At 71.4% G+C, this 20,444-nt stretch carries 13 protein-coding genes; 3 read left to right on the forward strand and 10 right to left on the reverse strand.

The genetic code is table 11. The annotated features are described in order from the left end of the window. Nucleotides 1-22: 22 nt before the first annotated feature. The 6 genes from AC156L_RS03365 to AC156L_RS03390 all read right to left on the reverse strand — a co-directional run bounded on the left by AC156L_RS03365 (nucleotide 23) and on the right by AC156L_RS03390 (nucleotide 10,158). Nucleotides 23-2,995: a glycoside hydrolase family 3 C-terminal domain-containing protein gene (locus AC156L_RS03365; protein ID WP_484406572.1), complete on the reverse strand. Its 2,973-nt coding sequence runs from the start codon at nucleotides 2,993-2,995 to the stop codon at nucleotides 23-25. Continuing rightward, the gene (gene yicI / locus AC156L_RS03370) at nucleotides 2,992-5,316 is read right to left on the reverse strand and encodes an alpha-xylosidase (RefSeq protein WP_330878551.1); all 2,325 of its coding nucleotides are present in this window, start codon (nucleotides 5,314-5,316) and stop codon (nucleotides 2,992-2,994) included. The genes AC156L_RS03365 and yicI overlap by 4 nt, the downstream gene beginning before the upstream one ends. Continuing rightward, nucleotides 5,313-6,155, reverse strand: a complete 843-nt coding sequence (locus AC156L_RS03375; RefSeq protein WP_330878550.1) for a carbohydrate ABC transporter permease — start codon at nucleotides 6,153-6,155, stop codon at nucleotides 5,313-5,315. The genes yicI and AC156L_RS03375 overlap by 4 nt, the downstream gene beginning before the upstream one ends. Further along, nucleotides 6,155-7,111, reverse strand: coding sequence for a carbohydrate ABC transporter permease (locus AC156L_RS03380; protein ID WP_330878549.1), 957 nt, complete (start codon nucleotides 7,109-7,111; stop codon nucleotides 6,155-6,157). The genes AC156L_RS03375 and AC156L_RS03380 overlap by 1 nt, the downstream gene beginning before the upstream one ends. Next, the gene (locus AC156L_RS03385) at nucleotides 7,108-8,391 is read right to left on the reverse strand and encodes an ABC transporter substrate-binding protein (protein WP_330878548.1); all 1,284 of its coding nucleotides are present in this window, start codon (nucleotides 8,389-8,391) and stop codon (nucleotides 7,108-7,110) included. Before AC156L_RS03385 ends, AC156L_RS03380 begins: the two co-directional genes overlap by 4 nt. Before the next feature lie 315 nt (nucleotides 8,392-8,706). Continuing rightward, complete coding sequence (locus tag AC156L_RS03390; protein WP_330878547.1) at nucleotides 8,707-10,158, reverse strand: BNR repeat-containing protein; 1,452 nt, start codon at nucleotides 10,156-10,158, stop codon at nucleotides 8,707-8,709. A gap of 204 nt (nucleotides 10,159-10,362) precedes the next feature. On the opposite strand from AC156L_RS03390, the gene AC156L_RS03395 reads away from it, so the two are divergent. Next, a complete protein-coding gene (locus AC156L_RS03395) occupies nucleotides 10,363-11,169 on the forward strand; it encodes a glycoside hydrolase family 16 protein (protein WP_330878546.1) in 807 nt (268 codons plus the stop codon). Nucleotides 11,170-11,176: 7 nt separating this feature from the next. On the opposite strand, the gene AC156L_RS03400 is transcribed toward AC156L_RS03395, so the two are convergent. The 3 genes from AC156L_RS03400 to AC156L_RS03410 all read right to left on the reverse strand — a co-directional run bounded on the left by AC156L_RS03400 (nucleotide 11,177) and on the right by AC156L_RS03410 (nucleotide 13,633). Next, entirely contained in the window at nucleotides 11,177-12,598 is a 1,422-nt protein-coding gene (locus AC156L_RS03400) for an FAD-binding oxidoreductase (RefSeq protein ID WP_330878545.1), read from the reverse strand. A gap of 30 nt (nucleotides 12,599-12,628) precedes the next feature. Next, nucleotides 12,629-13,054 (reverse strand): hypothetical protein, encoded by a 426-nt coding sequence (locus AC156L_RS03405; protein WP_330878544.1) that lies wholly within the window; start codon nucleotides 13,052-13,054, stop codon nucleotides 12,629-12,631. Nucleotides 13,055-13,207: 153 nt separating this feature from the next. Further along, entirely contained in the window at nucleotides 13,208-13,633 is a 426-nt protein-coding gene (locus AC156L_RS03410; protein ID WP_330878543.1) for a winged helix-turn-helix transcriptional regulator, read from the reverse strand. Between the two features lie 77 nt (nucleotides 13,634-13,710). On the opposite strand from AC156L_RS03410, the gene AC156L_RS03415 reads away from it, so the two are divergent. Continuing rightward, nucleotides 13,711-14,625, forward strand: coding sequence for an SDR family NAD(P)-dependent oxidoreductase (locus AC156L_RS03415; RefSeq protein ID WP_330878542.1), 915 nt, complete (start codon nucleotides 13,711-13,713; stop codon nucleotides 14,623-14,625). A 336-nt stretch (nucleotides 14,626-14,961) separates the two neighbouring features. After that, nucleotides 14,962-17,778, forward strand: coding sequence for a helix-turn-helix transcriptional regulator (locus AC156L_RS03420; protein WP_330878541.1), 2,817 nt, complete (start codon nucleotides 14,962-14,964; stop codon nucleotides 17,776-17,778). 79 nt (nucleotides 17,779-17,857) lie between these two features. Here the strand turns inward: AC156L_RS03420 and AC156L_RS03425 are convergent. Continuing rightward, nucleotides 17,858-20,444, reverse strand: a 2,587-nt coding sequence (locus AC156L_RS03425) for a type I polyketide synthase (RefSeq protein ID WP_484406575.1), incomplete at its 5' end; no start/stop codon positions are given.

The following is a 20,444-nucleotide window of genomic DNA, read 5'->3' on the forward strand; positions in this document are numbered from 1 at the left end:
GTCGGTCACCTCCGGTGCGGGGTCACTTCAGGGAGAACGACGCCAGGCGCAGGTCGCCGGTGAACACGAGGTAGACGTCGTGCCTGCCGCGCACCGCCTCCAGCGGCGCGGTCGTCGTCGCGTAGGTGTAGACGTCACCGGTGCTCGCCGCGGTGGCGGTGCCGATGACCCTGCCGCGCACGGGATCGCCGAGCCGGACCTCGATCGAGGCGGTGCCGGGCGCGGACCTGGCCACCGTCGCGGTCAGCCGCTTCGCCCCCCGGCCGAGGTCCACGTCGGCGAACTCGATCCACTCGCCCGCCGCCGCGCCGACGGCGTCGCCGCGGACCTTGCTCTCGTCGACCAGGTCCACGCCGGAGTAGTCGTCGAAGTCGACCGCGCGGGTGGTCGCGCCGAGGTCGCGGGCGGGGATCCGCTCGCCCCTGACCCGCACCTCGCCGCGCTGCCGCACGTCGCCGGAGGACGCGCCCACGGCGAGGTCGTGCACCGAGTCCTCCACCGCCCAGCGACCGCGGGTCACGTCCCACACCGCGAGGTCGGCGGCCTTCACCTTCAGCACGACCGTCTTCGCCCGGCCCGCGTCGAGGCTCACCCGCTCGAACGCCCTGAGCCGCTGGGCGGGTTGGTCGACGCGCGAGGTCCGCTGGTGGGTGTAGAGCTGCACGACCTCGTCGCCCGCCCGCCTGCCCGTGTTGGTGACCCGGACGCTGACGACGACCTCCCCGTTCGCGTCGACCACCGGGGACTCGACCCTCAGCCGGTCGTAGCGGAACGAGGTGTAGGACAGCCCGTGGCCGAACGGGTACAGCGGATCGCCGTCGAAGTACTGGTAGGTCCGGCGGCTCTTGACGATGTCGTAGTCGAGGATGTCCGGCAGGTCGGCCGCCGACCGGTACCAGGTCTGGGTGAGGCGGCCCGCCGGGTTGCGGTCGCCGAACAGCACGTCGGCCAGCGCGTTGCCGGTCTCGGCCCCCGCGTGGGTGGTCCACAGCACCGCCGGGACGGCCTCCTGCTCCGGGCCCGCCGTCGTGGGGTAGCTGTTCTCCAGCACCACCACGGTGTTCGGGTTGGCCTCGCGCACGGCCGCGACCAGTGCCCGCTGGCCCGCCGCGAGGCCCATGTCCGTGCGGTCGTGGTCCTCGCGGCCGTTGATGAACGGCATGCTGCCGACCACGACCACCGCGACGTCCGCCGCGCGGGCCTTGGCCGCCGCCTCGGCGACGCCGTCGCGCAGGACGTCCTTGGTGAACCGGGCCGCGCCCGCCGCCGTCGTGGCCCCCAGCGCCAGCGTGCCGTCGGCCGCCACCGTCAGGTACTCCTCGGGACCCGACCAGTCGAAGGCCTTCTCGTACCCGGCGTAGCGGATGACGACCTCGCCGCCGCCCACGTCCTCCAGCGCGAACTGCTGCTGCACGAACCAGCCGTTGGGCTGCTCCTCGCTGTTCACGAACGACGAGCCGGAGATCGTGACGTACTTGCCGTTCGCCGCGGAGCGCAGGGTCAGCACGCCCTCGCCCCAGTCGAAGACGTCCAGCTGCTCGGTCGTGCCCGCCGTGGTGCCGCCGATCCGCAGGAGGTCGCCGTCGGCGTCGGCACCCGCCGTGACGTAGCGGCCGGAGGACACCTCCTTGAGCGCGATCCGGTCGACGCCCTCGCTGCCGGACACCGCCGCACCGGCGCCCAACCGCGCCCGGACGCCGTCGATCGGGGTCACGCCGTAGGTCGTGGAGCCGGAGTACCAGTCCGTGTAGAGGGTGTCCGACAGCGGGCCGACCACGGCGACGTTCCGGTCCCGTGCGGCGTTCAGCGGCAGCGCACCGCCCTCGTTCTTCAGCAGCACCAAGGCCTTGCCCGCCGTCTCGCGGGCCAGCGCCCGGTTCGCGGGGCTGTCGACGACGTCCTCCGTGATCCCGCCGTACGGTCCGCCGCCGGGGTCGAACTCGCCGAGCCGCACCCGGACCGACAGGATGTGCCGGACGGCGGTGTCCACATCGGACTCCGCGATCAGCCCGCGCGCCAACGCGGTCTTGATCGCCGTGATCGTCCTGGCGGAGTCGGTGTTGTCGGTGGTGAAGCTGTCCACACCGGCCTTGAGGGTCGCCGCGTCCGCCGAGGGCAGGTCGGGGTAGTACTTCTGCGACTCGACCAGGTTGTTGGGGCCCGACGCGTCGGTCACGGTGAAGAGCGGTTTGTCGGTCCACGTCCTCACGACGTCGTTCACGTCGGAGTGCGCGGTCATCGGACGCCCGTTGACCAGGTTGTACGCCGTCATGACGCCGGTGGCGGCGTCGGCGGTGATCGCGGGCTTGAACGCGGCCTCGTCGTACTCGTGCTTGACCCTCGGCCGGAGCTGCGACGACGTGGTGTCGCGGCGGATCTCGTTGTTGTTGGCCAGGTAGTGCTTGAGCACCGGGGCGGTCTTGAGGTGCCGGGGGTCGTCGCCCTGGAGGCCGTGGCCGTACGCGGTGGAGATCTCCCCGGTCAGGTGCGGGTCCTCGGAGTAGCCCTCCTCGTTGCGGCCCCAGCGCGGGTCGCGCAGCAGGTTCACCACCGGTGCCCACAGCTGGAGCCCCCACACGTCGGGGTTCGCCGAGTTGAGGCCGCGCGCCTCGTCGCCGACCGCGGCGCCGACCCGCTCCACCAGTTCGGTGTCCCACGTGGAGGCGAGCCCGACCGCCTGCGGGAAGACCGTGGCCTCGGCGGTGACGACGGCGCCGCCGTCGTTGCGGTCGGTGGACCACGCGACGCCGTGCAGCGCCTCGGTCCCGGTCTTGAACGGCGCGATCCCGAGCCGCGGGATCGCGGGCTGGTACTGGTGCAGCAGCGACACCTTCTCGTCCAGCGTCAGCCGCCGCACGAGGTCGTCGACGCGGGCCTCCGGCGACCGGCTCGGATCGCGGAACAGGGGGGCCTGGTCCGCGGCGGCCGGACCCGGTGCCGCGAGCGCGACGAGGAGCGCCGCGGCCAGCAGCGGAACGGTTCTGCGCACCCTCACGACGGTCGTCCTCCCGAGTCGTTCTCGCGCACGACCACGACCACCCGGTCGCGATCGGCCTGGACGAGCACGCCCTGGACGTGCTCGGTGCCGGTACCGCCCTCGACGGAGGCCGGGGCACCGACCCCGACCAGCAGCACACGCCAGCCGGGCGGTGCCGCGTGCGCCTCGACCGTGACGACACCGCCCCGACGGGCGGTCGTGAACACCGCGTCGCCGACGGGTGTGGTCGCGGTCGTGCCGTCGGCGAGTTCGTACACGTGCAGCGTCACGCCGTCGGCGTGGTCGTAGTCCGGGCGGTCGTCGACGGCGCCCACGGGCACCACGGAGTTCGGCCGGACGAGCAGCGGGACGTCGGTGAAGCCGCAGCGGTCGGTCGTCCAGCGCGGGCCGCGCACCCGGTCACCGGTCGTGAAGCGGGTCCAGGTCCCCTCGGGGACGTAGTAGGACACCGTGCCGTCGTCGGTGAAGACGGGGGCGACCAGCAGCGAGTCGCCGAGCAGGTACTGGCGTTCGAGGTGCGTGCAGGCGGGGTCGTCCGGGAACTCCAGGACCATCGCCCGCATCACCGGCACGCCCGTGCCCACCGCCTGCCGCGCGGCCTCGAACAGGTAGGGCATCAGGCGCGCCTTGAGCTTCGTGAAGACCCGCAGGACGTCCACGGCCTCCTCGTCGAACAGCCACGGCACCCGGTAGGAGCCGCTGCCGTGCAGCCTGCTGTGCGAGGACAGCAGCCCGAAGGCGATCCACCGCTTGAACACCCCGGCGCTCGGGGTGCCCTCGAAGCCGCCGATGTCGTGGCTCCAGAAGCCGAAGCCGGACATCCCGAGCGAGAGCCCTCCGCGCAGGCTCTCCGCCATCGACTCGTAGGTGGACTCGGAGTCGCCGCCCCAGTGCACCGGGAACCGCTGGCACCCGGCGGTGGCCGACCGGGCGAACAGGACGGCCTCGTGCTCGCCGCGCCGGTCGCGCAGCACGTCGAAGACGGTGCGGTTGTAGAGCAGCGTGTAGTAGTTGTGCATCCGCACCGGGTCGGAGCCGTCGAAGTAGACGACGTCGGTCGGGATCCGCTCGCCGAAGTCGGTCTTGAAGCAGTCGACGCCCTGCTCCAGCAGCGCGTCCAGCTTCCCCGCGAACCACTCGCGCGCCGCGGGGTTGGTGAAGTCGACCAGCGCCATGCCCGGCTGCCACTGGTCCCCCTGCCACACGTCGCCGTTCGGCCTGCGGACCAGGAACCCGCCCGCGACGCCCTCGGCGAAGAGGTCCGAGGCCTGCCCGATGTAGGGGTTGATCCACACGCAGACCCGCAGCCCGCGCGCCCGCAGCCGCTCCAGCATCCCCTCCGGGTCGGGGAACGTCTCGGGGTCCCACCGGAAGTCGCACCAGTGGTACTCGCGCATCCAGAAGCAGTCGAAGTGGAACACGCTCAGCGGCAGGCCCCGCTCGGCCATGCCGTCGATGAACCCGGTCACCGTCGCCTCGTCGTAGGACGTCGTGAACGACGTGGACAGCCACAGCCCGAACGACCACGCGGGCGGCAGCGCGGGCCTGCCGGTGAGGGCCGTGTACCGGCGCAGCACGTCCTTCGGCGTGGGCCCGTGGACGACGAAGTAGCGCAGCGTCTGGCCGGGCACGCTGAACTGCACCCGCGAGACGACCTCCGAGCCCACCTCGAACGACACGGCGCCGGGGTGGTCGACGAAGACGCCGTAGCCCGCGTTCGTCAGGTAGAACGGGACGTTCTTGTAGGCCTGCTCGGTGCCCGTCCCGCCGTCGGCGTTCCAGATGTCGACGGCCTGCCCGTTGCGCGCCACCGGGCCGAAGCGCTCGCCGAGGCCGTACACCACGTCGCCGACGCCCAGGGTGAGCTGGTCGCGCACGTGGTGCTCGCCGTCGACGGTCATGAAGCCCATCGCCTTGGCACCGCTGGAGGTCAGCGCGCGACCGCCCGCGGTGAAGTCCACGCCCCACCCGTCGCCGCCGCCCACCCGCGCGGACAGCGCGCCGGAGGTGAGGACGGCGACGCCGTCCTCGTCGACCACCTTCGCGGTGGTGCCGTCCTCGACCGCCAGCTCGAACCGGGGCTCCGCGGGCACCTCACCCGCGAAGTGCGTGATCGTGACGCCGATGACGTCGGGCATCGGCGAGGAGAGGCCGATCGTGACCACCGGTCCGCGGAGCAGGTCGCCCCGGTGCCGGATCGGTGTCGTCGGCGCGTGCACGACGAGCGTGCCCTCACCCGCCACCACGTCGTGCACCTCGACCGGGTGCGCCGCCACCACACCGGGTCGCAGCTGCCAGTAGCCGTCGCTGAACTTCACCTGACCGCCCCCACCGTCATCCCCCGCGTCAGGGTTCGTTGGAAGAACAGGAAGAACACCACGGCGGGGAGGACGCCCAGGAGCGCCGACGCGCTGGTCGTCGTGGCGTCCATCATCCGCTGCCCCTGGAGGATCCCCAGTGCGACCGGCACGGTCTGGTTCTCGTCGGAGATGAGCAGCACCAGCGGGATCAGGAACTCGTTCCACGTCCAGATGAAGAAGAACACGAACAGCACGCCCAACGTCGGCCTGCTGATCGGCACGACGATCCGCACCAGGACCTGCCACCGGTTGGCGCCGTCCACCCGCGCGGCCTCCAGCACCTCGCGCGGGAAGCCGCTCAGCGTGGAGGCCAGCAGGTAGGTGCCGAACGCGGCCTGGACGATCGTGAACACGATGATCACCCCGAGCCGGGTGTCGTACAGGTCGACCTGCTTGAACAGGTGGTAGAGCGGGTAGACCAGGGCTTCCTGGGGCAGCGTGTTCGCGATCAGGAACAGGGTCAGCACCCACAGCCGCCCCCTGATCCGCCCGATGCCCAGCGCGTAGGCGTTGAGGACGGAGACCACGACCGCCAGCACCGCGACCGATCCGGCGATGACGAAGCTGTTGAGGAGCTTCGACCCGAAGTCGACGCGCTGCCAGAAGTCCACGATCCCCTGCGCGTGCACCTCGTCCGGCAGCGAGAGGGGGCCGGAGGTGGCGTAGTCGGCGGGTGACTTCAGCGCGTTCAGGACGATGATCGCGAACGGCACCAGCATGACGGCGGCGAGCGCGACGAGCCCCCACAGCACCAGGTGCGGCGCCGGGTCGCGCCGTCGCCGAGCGGTCGTCGCCATCAGCGCTCCTCCCCGCGGTTCTGCACGCGCAGGAAGGCGGTCGTCAGCACCAGGACCAGCACCGTGAGCACCGTCGCGATGGCGGCTCCGTACCCGACCTGGGTCTTCTCGAAGAAGTTCTGGAACGACGAGTACGACGGCACGGTCGTCGCCCCTCCTGGTCCACCGCCGGTCAGCACGTAGATCGGCCCGAAGACCTTCAGCGCGGCGATGGAGCAGGTCAGCAGGACCACGAACGCCTCGGGCCGGATCTGGGGGACGGTGACGTGCCAGAACCGGCCGAACCACGACGCCCCGTCGAGTTCGGCGGCCTCGTGCAGCACGGGGTCGATCCGCTGCATCCCCGCCATGAAGACGACCACGGGGTAGCCGAGCTGGATCCACGCCAGCACCCCCATCACGCTGTACAGCGCGATGTCCGGGTCGCCGAGCCAGTCCCGCGCCAGCGAGCCGAGGCCGACGGCGTCGAGGAACGCGTTGAGCGCGCCGCCCCTCGGCGCGAGGATCCAGCTCCACACGATCCCGGCGACCGCGATCGGCAGCACCTGCGGCAGGTAGACGCACGCCCGCAGCACCCCCGCGGCGCGCGGGCCGAACCGCTTGCCCACGACGTCGAACAGCGCCGCCGCGACGAGCAGCCCGGCGGCCGTCGGCAGGACCGCCATCGCGACGAGCAGTCCGACGTTGTGCCGGAACGACGCCCAGAACGCCGCGTCGGCGAAGAGCCTGCGGTAGTTCTCCAGGCCGATCCACCTCGGGTCGCCGACGCCGGACCACCGGGTGAAGCTGATGCCGACGTTCATGGCGAACGGCACCAGGACCACCGCGAGCAGGAGCACGGCTCCGGGCAGGAGGAACAGCAGGTAGGTGCCCTGGCCCCGGCCGGGTCGGCGCCGGGGTGGCGAGGGGGTGGGCTTCGCCGGGGAGGGCCGGTCCACGGCCGTGGCGACGCTCATCCGCCGAGGGTGGCGCGGTTCTCCGCGTACGGCTTCGCCACCTCGTCGAGCACCTGGTCGGGGGTGGCGCCGCCGGTGATCAGCTTCTGCGTCGCGGACACGAAGACGGCGTAGAAGCCGGGGGCGGGCCAGTCCGGGTAGTACGCGAGCCCGTCGTTCGCCACCAGGGTGTCGAACTCGTCGATCAGCGTCCGCACCGCGGGGTCGGTGGGCTGCGACCCGCCGGGCGCGACGGGGACGCCGCCCGCGTCGCGGAGCTTGTCCTGGATCTCCTGCGACAGCGTGATGTCGATGAAGTCGTAGGCCAGCTCCTTGTTCCGGGAACCCTCGGGGACGACCCACAGGTTGCCGCTCGACCCGATGCCCATCCTGCTGCCCGGCCACGGGAACGAGCCCCACTGGAAGTCCTTGATCCCGCTCTGGAGCCGTCCGCGCCACCAGGTGCCGGACACCATGATCGGGTACTTGCCCTGGATGAAGGCGACCCCCATGTCCTCGGCCTTCATGCCGCTGGACTCGGGCCCGACGTAGCCCTTGGCGACCCACTCGGCGAACGTGGTGGCGCCGTAGGTCCACGCCTCGTCGTGGAAGTCGACGTCGCCGGTGTAGCGCTGGTACCGGTCCACCCAGTCGCGGTCGGCCTTGCTCAGCGCGAGCTGGTAGAGGATCTGCTGGGCCGGGTACTCGGCGCCGCCGACGGCCAGCGGGGTGGTCCCCGCGGCGACGAAGGCGTCCATCGCCGCGGTGAACTCGGCCAGGGTGGTGGGCACGGCGAGTCCGCGCGCGGCGAACGCGTCCTCGTTGTAGTAGACGGTCACGTACTCGGCGTAGTTCGGGACGCCGAACCACTTGCCGGAGCCCATGACGCCCCGCTCGTCGTACCTGGCGGTCGTCTGGATGCCCGCCGACAGGCGCTTGTCCCAGCCGCGCGCGACGGCCTGCTCGGTCAGGTCGGCCAGCAGGCCCTGCCTGGACAGCAGGCCGGTGGTCGCGTTGCCCTTGTTGTACTCCAGGAGGTCCGGCGCCTCGTTCGAGTTGAGGACCATCGGAGCGGTCTTCTGGACCTGCTCGAAGCCCTTCTCCTCGAACTGGACCTTCACGCCGGGGTGGGTGGCCTCGAACTTCGCGATGGCGGCGTTCCAGGCGATCCCCATCGCGCTGTCCGGGCTCTCGTAGTGCCAGAGCTTGAGCGTCCCCGGATCCGAGTCGCCCGCCGACCCGCCGCACCCCGCGAGCACCGTCGTCGAGACCAGCAGCGCCGCGAGCACCCGTGCGAACATCAAGGTTTCCTCCCTGGAAGAACGCACGGGAAATGATTCCCACGCGGTCTCGATCAGTTCACACGACGCACCGCTTCGACCCTTGATTGGATGTTAGCCATCGATATTCCACAGTCAAGGGGCCTAGTGGTCGATCATTCGAACACTGCCTTGACCGGCCGCTTCCCGGTTTTGGGCAGGATTCACCGCGCGCCGCCACCGGTCGAGGGCGGCGCGTGGCGAATACTCGAAGGACAATTCGACGAATTCGATGTCGATCCGCTTCGAATTGATCGATGCGGGCCGGATTTCGCCTGCGGGAAGGGGCGGGCCGGGTCAGCCGAGCCGGATGTCGGCGACCCGGATCGGCGACGGCGTGGTGCCGGTGGAGGCCTGCTGGTACTGCACGGACAGCACGCCGTCGGTGGCGGTCCTCGACGTGTCCACGTTGACCTCGCCGAAGGCGTTCATGCCGGGCCGGTCGAACACCAGCGTCCAGTCGGTCCAGCCGCTCGCCCTGCTCGCGGCCACGATCCGCGCCCTCGGCATGATCAGGTAGGCGTTGTCCGCGCGGTCGAACACGATCTTGGTGCGCTGCGTGGAACCCGGCGCGACCGGCACCTCGCGCTTGGTCCAGGCGCCGCCCGCCCCGCGCACGAGGTGGAACGCGCGGCCGTACCGCGCCCGCTGCTGGGCGTAGTCCGACACGCACTGGGTGAACCGGCCGGGCACGTAGCTGATCACGACGTGCGGGGTGCCCGCCGAGTCGGCGGCCTGGCCCTCCTGGTTCATCAGCCCGTGGTTCGGGTCGAGCGGGTCGGCCACCAGGCCGGGCGAGCCGATCCCGACGCGCGTGCCGCCGGTGGTGCCGACCTGCGTGCCCGCGCCGTTGCGCCAGGTGCGCCCGCGGTCGTCGCTGTAGACGTAGCCGGTGTCGTGGTTGGCGAGGCCGCCGCCGTGGCACAGCACCGCCGCGTTCCCCTCGCGCCAGGTGAACGCCGCGTGCAGGCGCCCCCTCGGGTCGTAGGTCAGACCGTGCAGGTACATGTTCCTGGTGGTGGACACGACCCCGTTCGGGCCGGTCCACGAGCCGGTCGCCGACGACCACGCGCCGAGCCCGCGCCACGTGCCCCCGTCGTACTCGGCGAGTTCGTCGACCCCGTTGCCGGAGCCGCCGGTTCGGTAGCTGAACTGGAGCGCGCCCTCGGGCGTGACCACGAACCGCGGGTACGTCATCGCGCCGGGGTCGACGCCGTCGAGGGTGCGCTGCACGGCGCCGAACCGGGCGGCGGTCCAGTCGCGCGAGGACGCCTGGGACACCAGGCCCGCCTCGGACTTCACGTAGAACACCCTGCTGTTGTGGGTGTCCATCGCGACGTGCAGCCTGCCGTCTCGCGGCGAGACGCCCAGCGAGATCACGTTGTGCGAGTCGTCGACGCTGAGCTGGTGCGGCAGCACGACGGTCCGCCACGCGGTGTCCCCGGTCAGCGCCCGCCGCGCCACCACGGCGTGGCGGCTGCTGGTGTACCAGGCGGTGTACTGGTAGCCCGAGCGGGTGAGGATCGCGTCCTGCTGGAACGAGTCGTTGTTGACCAGTCCGTCGTAGGACACGAAGTACAGCGCCGACGGGTCGAGCACCGTGTCCGACAGCAGGGTGGCGCCGGGAGCCGCGGTCGCGGCGCCCGTCGGCACCAGGAGCGCGGCGGCGGCCAGGAGCACCGCCGCCGCGGCCCTGGTCCAGCGTCCGGAGGACCGCGCGGGCCCCTCGACGGTGGAGTGGTCGGTCATCACGTTCTCCTGTGGTTGGTCGACGTGGGGGATCGCGGCGAGCGGACCCACCACCCTGTTCCCCCGCGGGGGTCCCCCGTCAGCCGCCAACCGGGCGTTGACGCGGGTGGAGTCGACCTCCTACCGTGGAAAGCGCTTACCCAGCGTCGCCGACACCTCCGCCGCGTCGTGCCACCGCACCGATACCGCGTGGGAGGACTCATCGTGACGCTCAACCGACGTCGTCTGCTGGCCGCGGGCGGTGCGGGTCTCACCGCCGCCGCACTGGGCACCACCGGGACCGCCGGAGCCGCCACCTGGGAGACGCTGGTCAGCGGCTCCTTCGCCGACTACGACACCTTCCGGTCGGCGTGGAACCACCGCTACCCCTGGGGATCGGACCACAACGGCAGCGCCCGGATGTACGGCAGCGCGACCGACCGCAACCACGTGTTCCTGGAGCCGGGCGGGGTCCTCGCCATCCGGGCCACCCGCATCACGTGGGACGAGGGCACCAGCTCGGCCGACCCGCACCTGCCGATCCGCTACCACTCCGGCGCGGTGCACGCGAAGCAGCAGGTCCGGGTCAACGACCAGTTCCCCAACTGGGAGGTCAGGGGCGAGTTCCAGGCGCCCTCGGCACGGGGCACCTGGCCCGCGTTCTGGCTCACCGGAGCCAACTCCTGGCCGCCGGAGAGCGACATCCTGGAGTTCAAGGGCGACACGCGGAACTGGTTCAACACCTACCGCGACGCCGGCGGCGGCTGGTCCAGCACGATCAAGGCCGTGAGCAACCCCGGCGCCTGGCACGGCTACCGGGCGTGGATCGCCAAGGTCAACGCCACCGACGTCGACATCCACTACTACCTCGACGGCACGTGGGTGGGCCAGCACCGCGGCGCGGGCTTCGTGGACCAACCGATGTGGATCATCCTGAACCTCCAGACGGAGGGTTCGTCGGGCGATCCGGGACCGTCCTCGGACACCTACTACCGGGCCCGCGAGGTCTACGTCGGCAGGACACGGGCCTGACAGCCGATCAGCCGCCGATGCTCTGCGGGAAGCGGAAGAACCCCTCCGGGTCGTAGGCCTTCTTCACCTCGACCAACCGCTCGTAGTTCCCGCCGTAGTACGACCACCGCCAGTCCCGCAAGGCCGGATCCGGGTAGTTGACGTAGGAGTGACCGTTGGAGAGCGGGTCGATCACCGCGAAACCGCGGTCGACCCACGTGACGGCGGCGGCCAGCTCCTCCTCACCAGGGCTCGCGTCCTCCCCGATGAGCGTGTACTTGACCAGGAACCGGGCGTCGCGGTGCACGTACGCGGTGGCGTCCCGCGGCATCTCGTTCGGGACGCCGCCCAGCGCGGTGAGGGCGAGGTAGCGGAACTGGCCCGCCCTGCGGTCGTCGTCGAACACGTGCAGCGCGGCGGCGACGGCGTCGCGGCTCATCTCGGCGGAGAACATGCGGTGGCGTTCGCGCACGAAACCCTGGCGCGGCAACAGCGCCTCCGGGGTCGTGCCGACGCGCCGACGCTGCGCGGGGGTCATGTCCTCGCACCGGTAGAGGCGCAGCATGGCCTGCTCGTAGGGCAGGTCGTCGGCCTGCACCGTCGTCGGGCGGGCGCCCGCGGCGTGGCACAGCTGCTCCAGCAGCGCGTCGAACGACTCCCGCGGGCCGAAGTACCCGCCGTGCATCATGACGAACGGCGTGGCGTCCGGGGCGGCGTCCATCATCACCACGCCGATCTCGGAGCTCAGCTCCACGGGGGCGGACGCCATCCAGTGCTGCCACCGGTCGAGCACGTCGAGCGCGTCGTCCCACGCCCACACCACGGTGAAGTTCACGATCCGCGGCACGCTGGTCGGCACCACCTCCAGCCCGACGACCACACCGAAGTTGCCGCCGCCACCGCCGCGCAGCGCCCAGAACAGGTCGGGCTCCTGCTCGGCGGAGCAGTGCACGAGGGAGCCGTCGGCGAGCACCAGGTCGGCCGACGCCAGCCGATCGCCCGCGAGACCGAACTTCCTGGTCTGCCAGCCGATCCCGCCGCCGGTGGTGTAGCCGGCGACGCAGACCGTCGGGCACACGCCGGTCGCGGTCTGCACGCCGTGGCGGGCGAGTTCGGTCACCGCCTCGACGGACCGCACGCCGGGTCCGAGCCGAACCGTGGCCGAGGGCACGCCGACGTGGTCCATCCGGGACACGTCGAGGACCAGGCCCTCGGTCGTCGACCACCCGGCGAAGTTGTGCCCGCCCGCCCGCACGGTGACGTGCAGGTCGGCCCCGGCGGCGAAGAGCACCGCCTCGCGAACGTCCGAGGCGGTCGCGCAGTACGCGATCGCCAGGGGGTGGACGGCGTCGTACTCCGCGATCTGCAACTGCTTCGCGCGGTCGTACCCACCGTCCTCCGGCAGCAGCAGGTCGCCCCGCAGTCGAGGGCGCAGGTGCTCCCAGTCCATGGTTCTCCCCCAGGCGTTCGCGGACGGTGGTCAGACGACGGTGGTCTTGCCGTCGGCCGCCTGCTCGACCTTCGGGACGCTCTTGAGCGGGTAGTCCGACGTCCGCACCGAGATCTCGCCGGGCGCGAACGTGTAGGTGCCCGTGGTCTCCGCGACGATCTCGGCGTGGCCGCCGGTCAGCAGCACGTTCTTGCCCGCGAACACGTGGTTGGCGTTGCTGAGGCCGACCGCGACGACCTTCTTCTCGACGTCGCCGCCGATGATCACCTCGACCTCGCCCTTGATGTCGTGGGCCGGGCGGTCCTTGATGGTCGGGTGCAGCGTGCGGAGGGTGACCTCGATGTTCAGCACCTCGCCCTGCCCGATCTCGTCGGGCGTGGTGATGTTGATTTCGATGTCGCTTTCCTCGGGCTCCGGCTGGCGCGTCGAGCTGCTCAAGTACGTGTAACGACCCATTATCGAATCCTCACTCAGGGAAATGACATCGAGGGGACGAAGAAAACGTCCGGCGTCGTTCACGACCGTACCGGCAGGACAATGCAGGTCAACCCCTATCGGGCAACCCCTAGTCGACCCCTATTGGAGACCGACTAGGGGTCGGCACCCCACTCATTCCGCAACGGCCTCGCGACTTCTGTCGTACCGGTATCGTGCCGCTTCGATGTCATGTCGGTGCGCGATGGCCCAGTCGGTCAGCGCGGAAAGCGGAACGAGCAGTGTGCGTCCCAGATCGGTCAGTCCGTATTCGACGGTCGCGGGAACGGTGGGATACACCGTTCGGGTGACGAGGTAATCGCGTTCCAGTGCCCTGAGCGTGCGCGTGAGCATTCTTTGACTGATGTTCTCGATGTCGCGGTTCAGTTCACCGAAACGTCGTGGACCGCGCCCGAGCAGCACGACCACCAGGACGCTCCACTTGTCCCCGACCCGTCGGAGGACATCGGTGACGGGACACGCCTCGTGCTCGGACGGCTTCACCGGCAGCGGCAACTCGGCAGCGAGGACCGTAGGAACATCCGTGTGCCTATCGGACATGGATGTGCCTCCTTCCGTAGATCGTCGAAGTTACCGATGATGCAGTTGCGGACAAACAGTAACTACCGGGAGCGGACATGGGGAACGAACGCCCAAACAGCAAGACCGTCGTCATTTCGGGCGGCACCGACGGCATGGGGCGTGGGCTCGCGCTGGCCCGACTGGAGGTGGGCGACACGGTGGTCGCCATCGGCAGCAGCCCGGAGAAGGGCAAGGCGCTGCGGGCCGAGGCCGCCGCGCTGGGCGCGGCCGACCGGTTCACGTTCATCCGCGCCGACCTCAGCTCGATCACGGAGAACGAGCGCGTGGTGTCGGAGGTCGCCCGCGACCACCCGGTGGTCGACGCGCTGGTGCTGTGCGCCAACCGGCAGAGCCCGAAGCGGCTGGAGACCCCGGAGGGGCTGGAGTTCACCTTCTCCCTCTACTACCTCAGCCGCTACCTGCTGAGCCACGGCCTGCGCGCGCAGCTCGACGCCTCGGCGAACCCGGTGATCATCAACGTCGCCGCGCCCGGCATCACCATGGGCTCGGTGAACTTCGACGACCTCCAGTCGGAGGCGAAGTACGGCACGATCCGCGCCCAGGCGCAGTGCGGCCGGGCGAACGACCTGCTCGGCGTCGCGTTCGCCGAGGAGGCCAGCAGCAAGGCCCGGTACGTGCTCTACCACCCCGGCTTCACCGCCACCCTCGGCGGCACGGCGCACATGAAGCAGCCCGTGAAGGGCATCATCAAGCTGCTCAGCAAGATCGCCGCGAAGCCGGTCTCCACGGCGATCGTGCCGATGGTCGAGGCGATCGACAACCCGCCGTCGGCTCCGCTGACGGCCAACAACCAGGGCAAGCCGGTCGACCTGACGATCAAGACGTTCGACCCGGAGACGGCCCGCAGGCTGTCGAAGGTGACCCGCGAGCTGGTCGTCTCGCGCGTGCGCGAGATCCCGCTGCTGCCCGCTCCCCTCGGCGGCAACGGCGCGCACGACGTGTCGAGGTGACCTCGTGGGCCCGCGCCGTTCCCCCGGACGGCGCGGGTCCGCGGATCGCACGTTGCGCCCTCGTCACCCCAGAACGTCGAAACCGATTCCCGGTGTTTTACCGTGGTCGAAAACTGCTTGCCCCGTCGAGCGGCCTGTGACATCGCGTTAACACCATTTTGTGCATTAGGCCATTCGAGTGATCCTGGGGGGAGGCTTCTCAGCCTTAACATGGCCTCTGTACTGTGAGATTGACCGATGGCGTCGGCGAGGACGTGACTGCTGAGCTTACGAGATCGGCAGCTCGGCCCCGCGCAGTGTTGCGCTGACAACTACTTCCTCGTCGAACGCCGAAACGTGGCGCTCACTGGGGGAGTTCCGCAGTTGATTGAGAGAGAAAAAGAAATAGCCGCGCTGCGCACCGTATTGCAGGACGCGACGCAGGGCAGAGGTGGCGTGGCAGTGGTGAGCGGTCCTGTCGCGAGTGGCAAGACCGAACTTCTCCACACGTTCGCGCAGTGCTCTGCCGATTCCGGCGCACTGGTGTTGAGCGCGACCGCGTCGCGGGCCGAGCAGTCAATGCCGTTCGAAGTCATGGCACAGCTGTTCCAACCCGTGTCGCAATCCGAGGAAAGTCGACGGTGGACCAGCGGTCTGATCAGTCCGGAAATGTGCGGGAAAGCGCTCGCGGAATCGGACGGAACGGCCGCGGAGAAGTCCTCCGCACAGGTGATGCAGGCGCTGTGGATGATCCTGACGAACCTGGCGGCGGACCGGCCCGTCGTCATCGTGGTGGACGACCTCCAGCACGTCGACGAACTGTCCCGCGACTGCCTGCTCTACCTGGCGCGCAGGCTGCGGTTCAGCCGCGCGCTGATGGTCCTGACCGAGCAGACCGGCCCGCAGCACCGCTACCAGGCGTTCCACGCGGACCTGCTGCGCCAGCCGCACTGCAAGCGGATCAAGCTCGCGCCGCTGTCCGAGGACGGGGTGCGCGAGCTGCTGCGGGAGCGCGTCGGCGAGGAGCGGGCCGCCCGCCTCGCGCCGAAGGCCCACGAGCTGACCGGCGGCAACCCGCTGCTGGTCAACGCCGTCCTGGAGGACCACCTCACGGGCGTGGCCGACGGTTCCGGCGACCTGCTGCTGGGTGACGCGTTCGGCGAGGCGGTCCTGTCCTGCCTGCACCGCGGCGACCCGCTGCTGCTGGAGGTCACGAGGGCCGTGGCGGTGCTCGGCGGCGCGGGCGGCACCGAGCTGATCAGCGCCGTGCTGGACACGAGCGCGGAGACGGCGGCGCAGCACGTCCAGGCGCTCAACGGCATCGGGGTGCTCTCGCACTGGCAGTTCCGGCACCCGGCGGCGGCGCGGGCGGTGCTCGACCACGTGACGGTCGAGGAGCGGTCCCGGATGCACGTGCGGGCCGCGACGCTGCTCCAGCAGGACGGGTCGCCGAACGAGACCGTGGCCAGGCACCTGCTGGCCGCCGGCGCACCGCTGCCGCCGTGGGCGGTCGAGGTGCTCCGCGACGCCGCGGAGCAGGCCCTGTTCGGCGACCAGACCACCACCGCGGTGGCCTACCTGGAGCTGGCGTCGTCGATCTGCGTCGACGAGCAGGAGCGCGGCGCGATCATGGCGCTGCTGACGTCGATCGAGTGGCAGCTCGACCCGTCCACCGCGTCCCGGCACCTGCCGAGGCTGATCTCGTCGGTGTGGCAGCGGCAGCTGGACCAGCAGCACGCGATGACGATGCTGCGGTACCTGCTGTGGCACGGGCGCTTCGACGAGGCCGAGGAGACGATGTACCACCTCGACCGGCTGCCCGTGCAGGGCGATCCGGTCAGGGCGGCGGAGATCGAGTTCCTGCGGATGTGGCTGGCCTACTCCTACCCCCCGCTGGCGGCGCGGTTCGCGCGGCCGGCGGCGGTGGAGCGGACCGTCCCCGTGGCGCTGAGCACGAGTCCGCAGCACCAGGCGGCGAACGTGCTGGCGACGATCCTGTCCGGCCGGGTGGACGACCAGCTCGTGGCGAAGGCGGAGCAGCTCCTCCAGAGCTGCCAGCTCCGGGACTCCACCCTGGAGCCGTTGACGACGGTGTTGACGGCCCTGGTGTACGCCGACCGCATCCCGCTCGCGGCGCAGTGGTGCGACTCGCTGCTCGGCGAGGCCTCGGCGCGGCGCGCGCCGACGTGGCAGGCGGTGCTGTCCAGTTCCAGGGCGGAGATCTCGCTGCGGCAGGGGGACCTGCCCGCCGCGGCGGAGCACGCGCGGACCGCGCTGGCCAGCGTGTCGCAGGAGCGCTGGGGTCCGAGCATCGGGTCGCCGCTGGCGAGCCAGCTCCTGGCGGCGACCGAGATGGGCGACTTCGGGGAGGCTGCGCGGGTGCTGGCGCAGCCGGTGCCGAACTCGACCTACGAGAGCCGCTACGGCCTGTACTACCTGCACGCGCGGGGCCACTACTACCTGGCGACCGGTCGGCCGCACGCGGCGCTGAACGACTTCCAGGTGTGCGGCGACCTCATGGTCAAGTGGTCGGTCGACCTGCCGGAGCTGGTGCCGTGGCGGCTGGACGTGGCGGAGGTGCACCTGCGGGTGAACAACCGCGACCAGGCCGTCGCCCACGTCGAGGACCAGTTGGCGCGCATCCCGACCACCCCGTCGCGCACCCGCGGGATGGCGCTGCGGCTGCTCGCGGAGGCGGGTGACGTCGACTCGCGGCCGAGGCTGCTGGCCGAGGCGTGCGACGTGCTCCAGACCGTGGGAGCGCGGTTGGAGCTGGCGAAGGCGCTCACGGACCTCAGCGAGGTCCACAACACGACCGGCGAGCTGGACCGGGCCAGGATGGTGGCGCGGCGCGCGTCGAGCATGGCGAAGGCGTGCCACGCCGAGCCCCTGCTGGAGCGCGGCTCCAGCAGGCAGGTCGAGCAGCACTTCGCGGGGCGGCCGGACGTCATCGAGATCTCCGGCGCGGGCGGCACGTCCACGCTGAGCGACGCGGAACGCCGGGTCGCCACGCTGGCGGCGCAGGGCTACACCAACCGCCAGATCGCCAGGCGGCTGTTCATCACCGTCAGCACGGTGGAGCAGCACCTGACGCGGGCGTACCGCAAGCTCAACGTGAACCGGCGCACGGACCTGCCGATCGACATCGAGGTGATGACGGTCGACAGCGCCTGAAGGCGTTGACGTGGGACGGGGGCTGGACCGGGATCACCGGTCCAGCCCCCGTTCCGCCGCTGCCGCGCGGGGTGTCACCTCACTGGAGGCGGAACTCCTCGTCGATGAAGTCGAACACCTCGTCCAGGCTCGCGCCGTCGAGGTCGAGGCCACCCGGCTCGGCGTCGCCCCTCACCGCGGCCAGCAGGGCTTCCAGCCGGTCCACGAGCCGCACGCGCGCGTCCTCGCCGACGTCGGCCAGGCCCTCCTCGATCCGGTCCAGCTCCGCGAGCGCCGACGTGCCCGCGTCGACCAGCAGCTCACCGCCGAGGTGCGCCGCCACCGCGACCGGTGTCGGGTGGTCGAAGACGAGCGTGGTCGGCAGCCGCAGACCGGTCTCCGCGCCGAGCCTGTTGCGCAGCTCGACCGCCGTCAGGGAGTCGAGGCCGAGTTCGAGGAACCCGCGGTCGGGCTCGATCGCCTGCGGCGAGCCGTGTCCGAGGACGTCCGCGACGTGGGTCCGCACCAGCGTGAGCAGCACCCGTTCCTGCTCGGCCCGTGCCAGTCCGGCGAGCCGCCCGGCGAGGGACGTCTCCTCCTCCCCCGCCGTCCGCGCGGTCACCGCTCGCCGGGACGGCGTGGCGACGAGTCCGCGCAGCAGGGCCGGGACGGGACCGGCGGAGAACGCGGCGAGGTCCAGCCTGGCCGGGACCAGCGTGGCCGCCGACGAGCCGAGGGCCGCGTCGAACAGGGCCAGCCCCTCCTCCTCCGACAGCGCGCCCATGCCCGCGCGCGCCATCCTCGTGAGGTCCACCTCGGACAGTCGACCGCCCATGCCGTCGCGTTCGGCCCACAGGCCCCAGGCGAGCGACACGGCGGGCAGGCCGCGCGCGACGCGGTGGTGGGCGAGCGCGTCCAGGAACGCGTTGCCCGCCGCGTAGTTCGCCTGCCCCGGTCCGCCGAACGTCGCGGAGGCCGAGGAGAACAGGACGAACGCGGCCAGGTCCCGCGTCAGCTCGTGCAGGGCCAGCGCCGCGTCGACCTTGGGGCGCAGCACCCGGTCGAGCCGGTCGCGGGTCAACGTCGACACGACGCTGTCGTCGTTGATCCCGGCGGCGTGCACCACGACCGTGAGCGGGTGCTCGGCGGGCACGCGGCGCAGCAGATCGGCCACCTGGTCTCGGTCGGCCACGTCGCACGCGGCGACGGTGACGGCCGCGCCCAGCCCGGTCAGCTCGTCCCGCAGCTCGGGCATCCCGGCCGCCTCCTCGCCGCGGCGACCGGTCAGCAGCAGGTGCCGCACACCGAGGTCGGCGACCAGGTGGCGGGCCAGCAGCCTGCCGAGGCCGCCGGTGGCGCCGGTGACCAGCACCGTGCCGTCCGGGTCGAGGACGGGTCGGGTGGCGGTGGCCGCGACCCTGGCGAGCCGGGGCACGAACACGCTCCCGGCCCGGACCGCGAGCTGCGGCTCGTCCGCGGCCAGCGCCGAGGGCAGGACGGCGGTCGAGGCCGGGTCGTCGTCGAGGTCCGCCAGCACGAACCGGCCGGGGTGCTCGGCCTGCGCCGAGCGCAGCAGGCCCCACACGGGCGCGAGGGCCGGGTCGGTGACGTCCTCGTCGTCGCGGACGGCGACCGCGCCGCGGGTCACGACGACGAGCCGCTCCCCGTCGGGCCGGTCGTCGGCGAGCCAGGACCGCACGGCGTCGAGCACGTCGTGCAGCGCGCCCGCCTCCAGGACCGTGCTGCCGGGGTCGGTCCCGGTGACCGCGATCTCCGACCACTCCACGCGGTACATCGAGTCGAGGGCGTCAGCGGGCGCGTCGAGCACGCCCAGTTCGACGGACTCGGCCGACAGGACGACGGCACCGCCGTGGTCGCGGGCCACCAGGGCACCGCTCGCGGACCGGCTCACCGCGAGCCGCGTGGCGCCGGTCGCGAACAGGCGCACCCCGCGCCACGCCAGCACCTCGAAGCCTTCGAGCAGACCGGGGTGCAGGCGGAACCCCTCCACCCCGACGTCGTCGGGCAGCGCCACCTCGACCGGCGGCAGCCACTCGTGCTCCGCCTCGGTCGCGGGGCCGCGACCGAGCGAGCCGGTGGCGTTGCGGACCCACGTGCCGCCGACGTGCGAGGAGATCGTGAGCACCCGGTCGGCGTCCACGCGGACCTGCACCCGCGCCGGGACGACCAGCGGGCGTTCCACGACCAGTTCGGTGATCACGTCGCACCCGACCTCGTCGGCCGCGCGCCACGCCAGTTCGAGGGGCACGCCGCTGCCGGCCAGCGACACCGCGCCGGTCAGCAGGACGCCGTCGTCCCCGGCCAGCACGACCGGCGCGTCCAGGTCGACGCCCGACCCCTCGGAGGCGTTGCGCAGCCAGAACCTCTCGCGGGCGAACGGGTACGTCGGCAGGTCGACCCGGCGACCGCCGGTGAAGTCCCACTCGACGGGCACGCCGTCCACGTGCAGCGCCGCCAGTGCCGCCAGGAGCGTCCGCTCCTCCGGCTTCCCCTTGCGCAGCAGCGGAACCGCGACCGACGGGTCGATCCCGGAGTCGGCCACCATCGCGGTGAGCACGCCGTCCGGGCCGAGTTCCAGCACCCGCGCGACACCCAACCCGGCCAGGGTCGTGACGGCGTCGAGGAACCGCACCGGCCGGCGGACGTGCCGCACCCAGTACTCCGGC

This window comes from Umezawaea sp., from assembly GCF_057122925.1.

Excerpts from the sequence above, each read along its gene's own strand:
- AC156L_RS03385 (WP_330878548.1), bottom strand. The coding sequence starts at position 8,391 with ATGTTCGCACGGGTGCTCGCGGCGCTGCTGGTCTCGACGACGGTGCTC.
- AC156L_RS03410 (WP_330878543.1), bottom strand. The coding sequence starts at position 13,633 with ATGTCCGATAGGCACACGGATGTTCCTACGGTCCTCGCTGCCGAGTTG.
- AC156L_RS03380 (WP_330878549.1), bottom strand. The coding sequence starts at position 7,111 with ATGAGCGTCGCCACGGCCGTGGACCGGCCCTCCCCGGCGAAGCCCACC.
- AC156L_RS03375 (WP_330878550.1), bottom strand. The coding sequence starts at position 6,155 with ATGGCGACGACCGCTCGGCGACGGCGCGACCCGGCGCCGCACCTGGTG.
- AC156L_RS03400 (WP_330878545.1), bottom strand. The coding sequence starts at position 12,598 with ATGGACTGGGAGCACCTGCGCCCTCGACTGCGGGGCGACCTGCTGCTG.
- AC156L_RS03405 (WP_330878544.1), bottom strand. The coding sequence starts at position 13,054 with ATGGGTCGTTACACGTACTTGAGCAGCTCGACGCGCCAGCCGGAGCCC.
- AC156L_RS03415 (WP_330878542.1), top strand. The coding sequence starts at position 13,711 with ATGGGGAACGAACGCCCAAACAGCAAGACCGTCGTCATTTCGGGCGGC.
- AC156L_RS03390 (WP_330878547.1), bottom strand. The coding sequence starts at position 10,158 with ATGACCGACCACTCCACCGTCGAGGGGCCCGCGCGGTCCTCCGGACGC.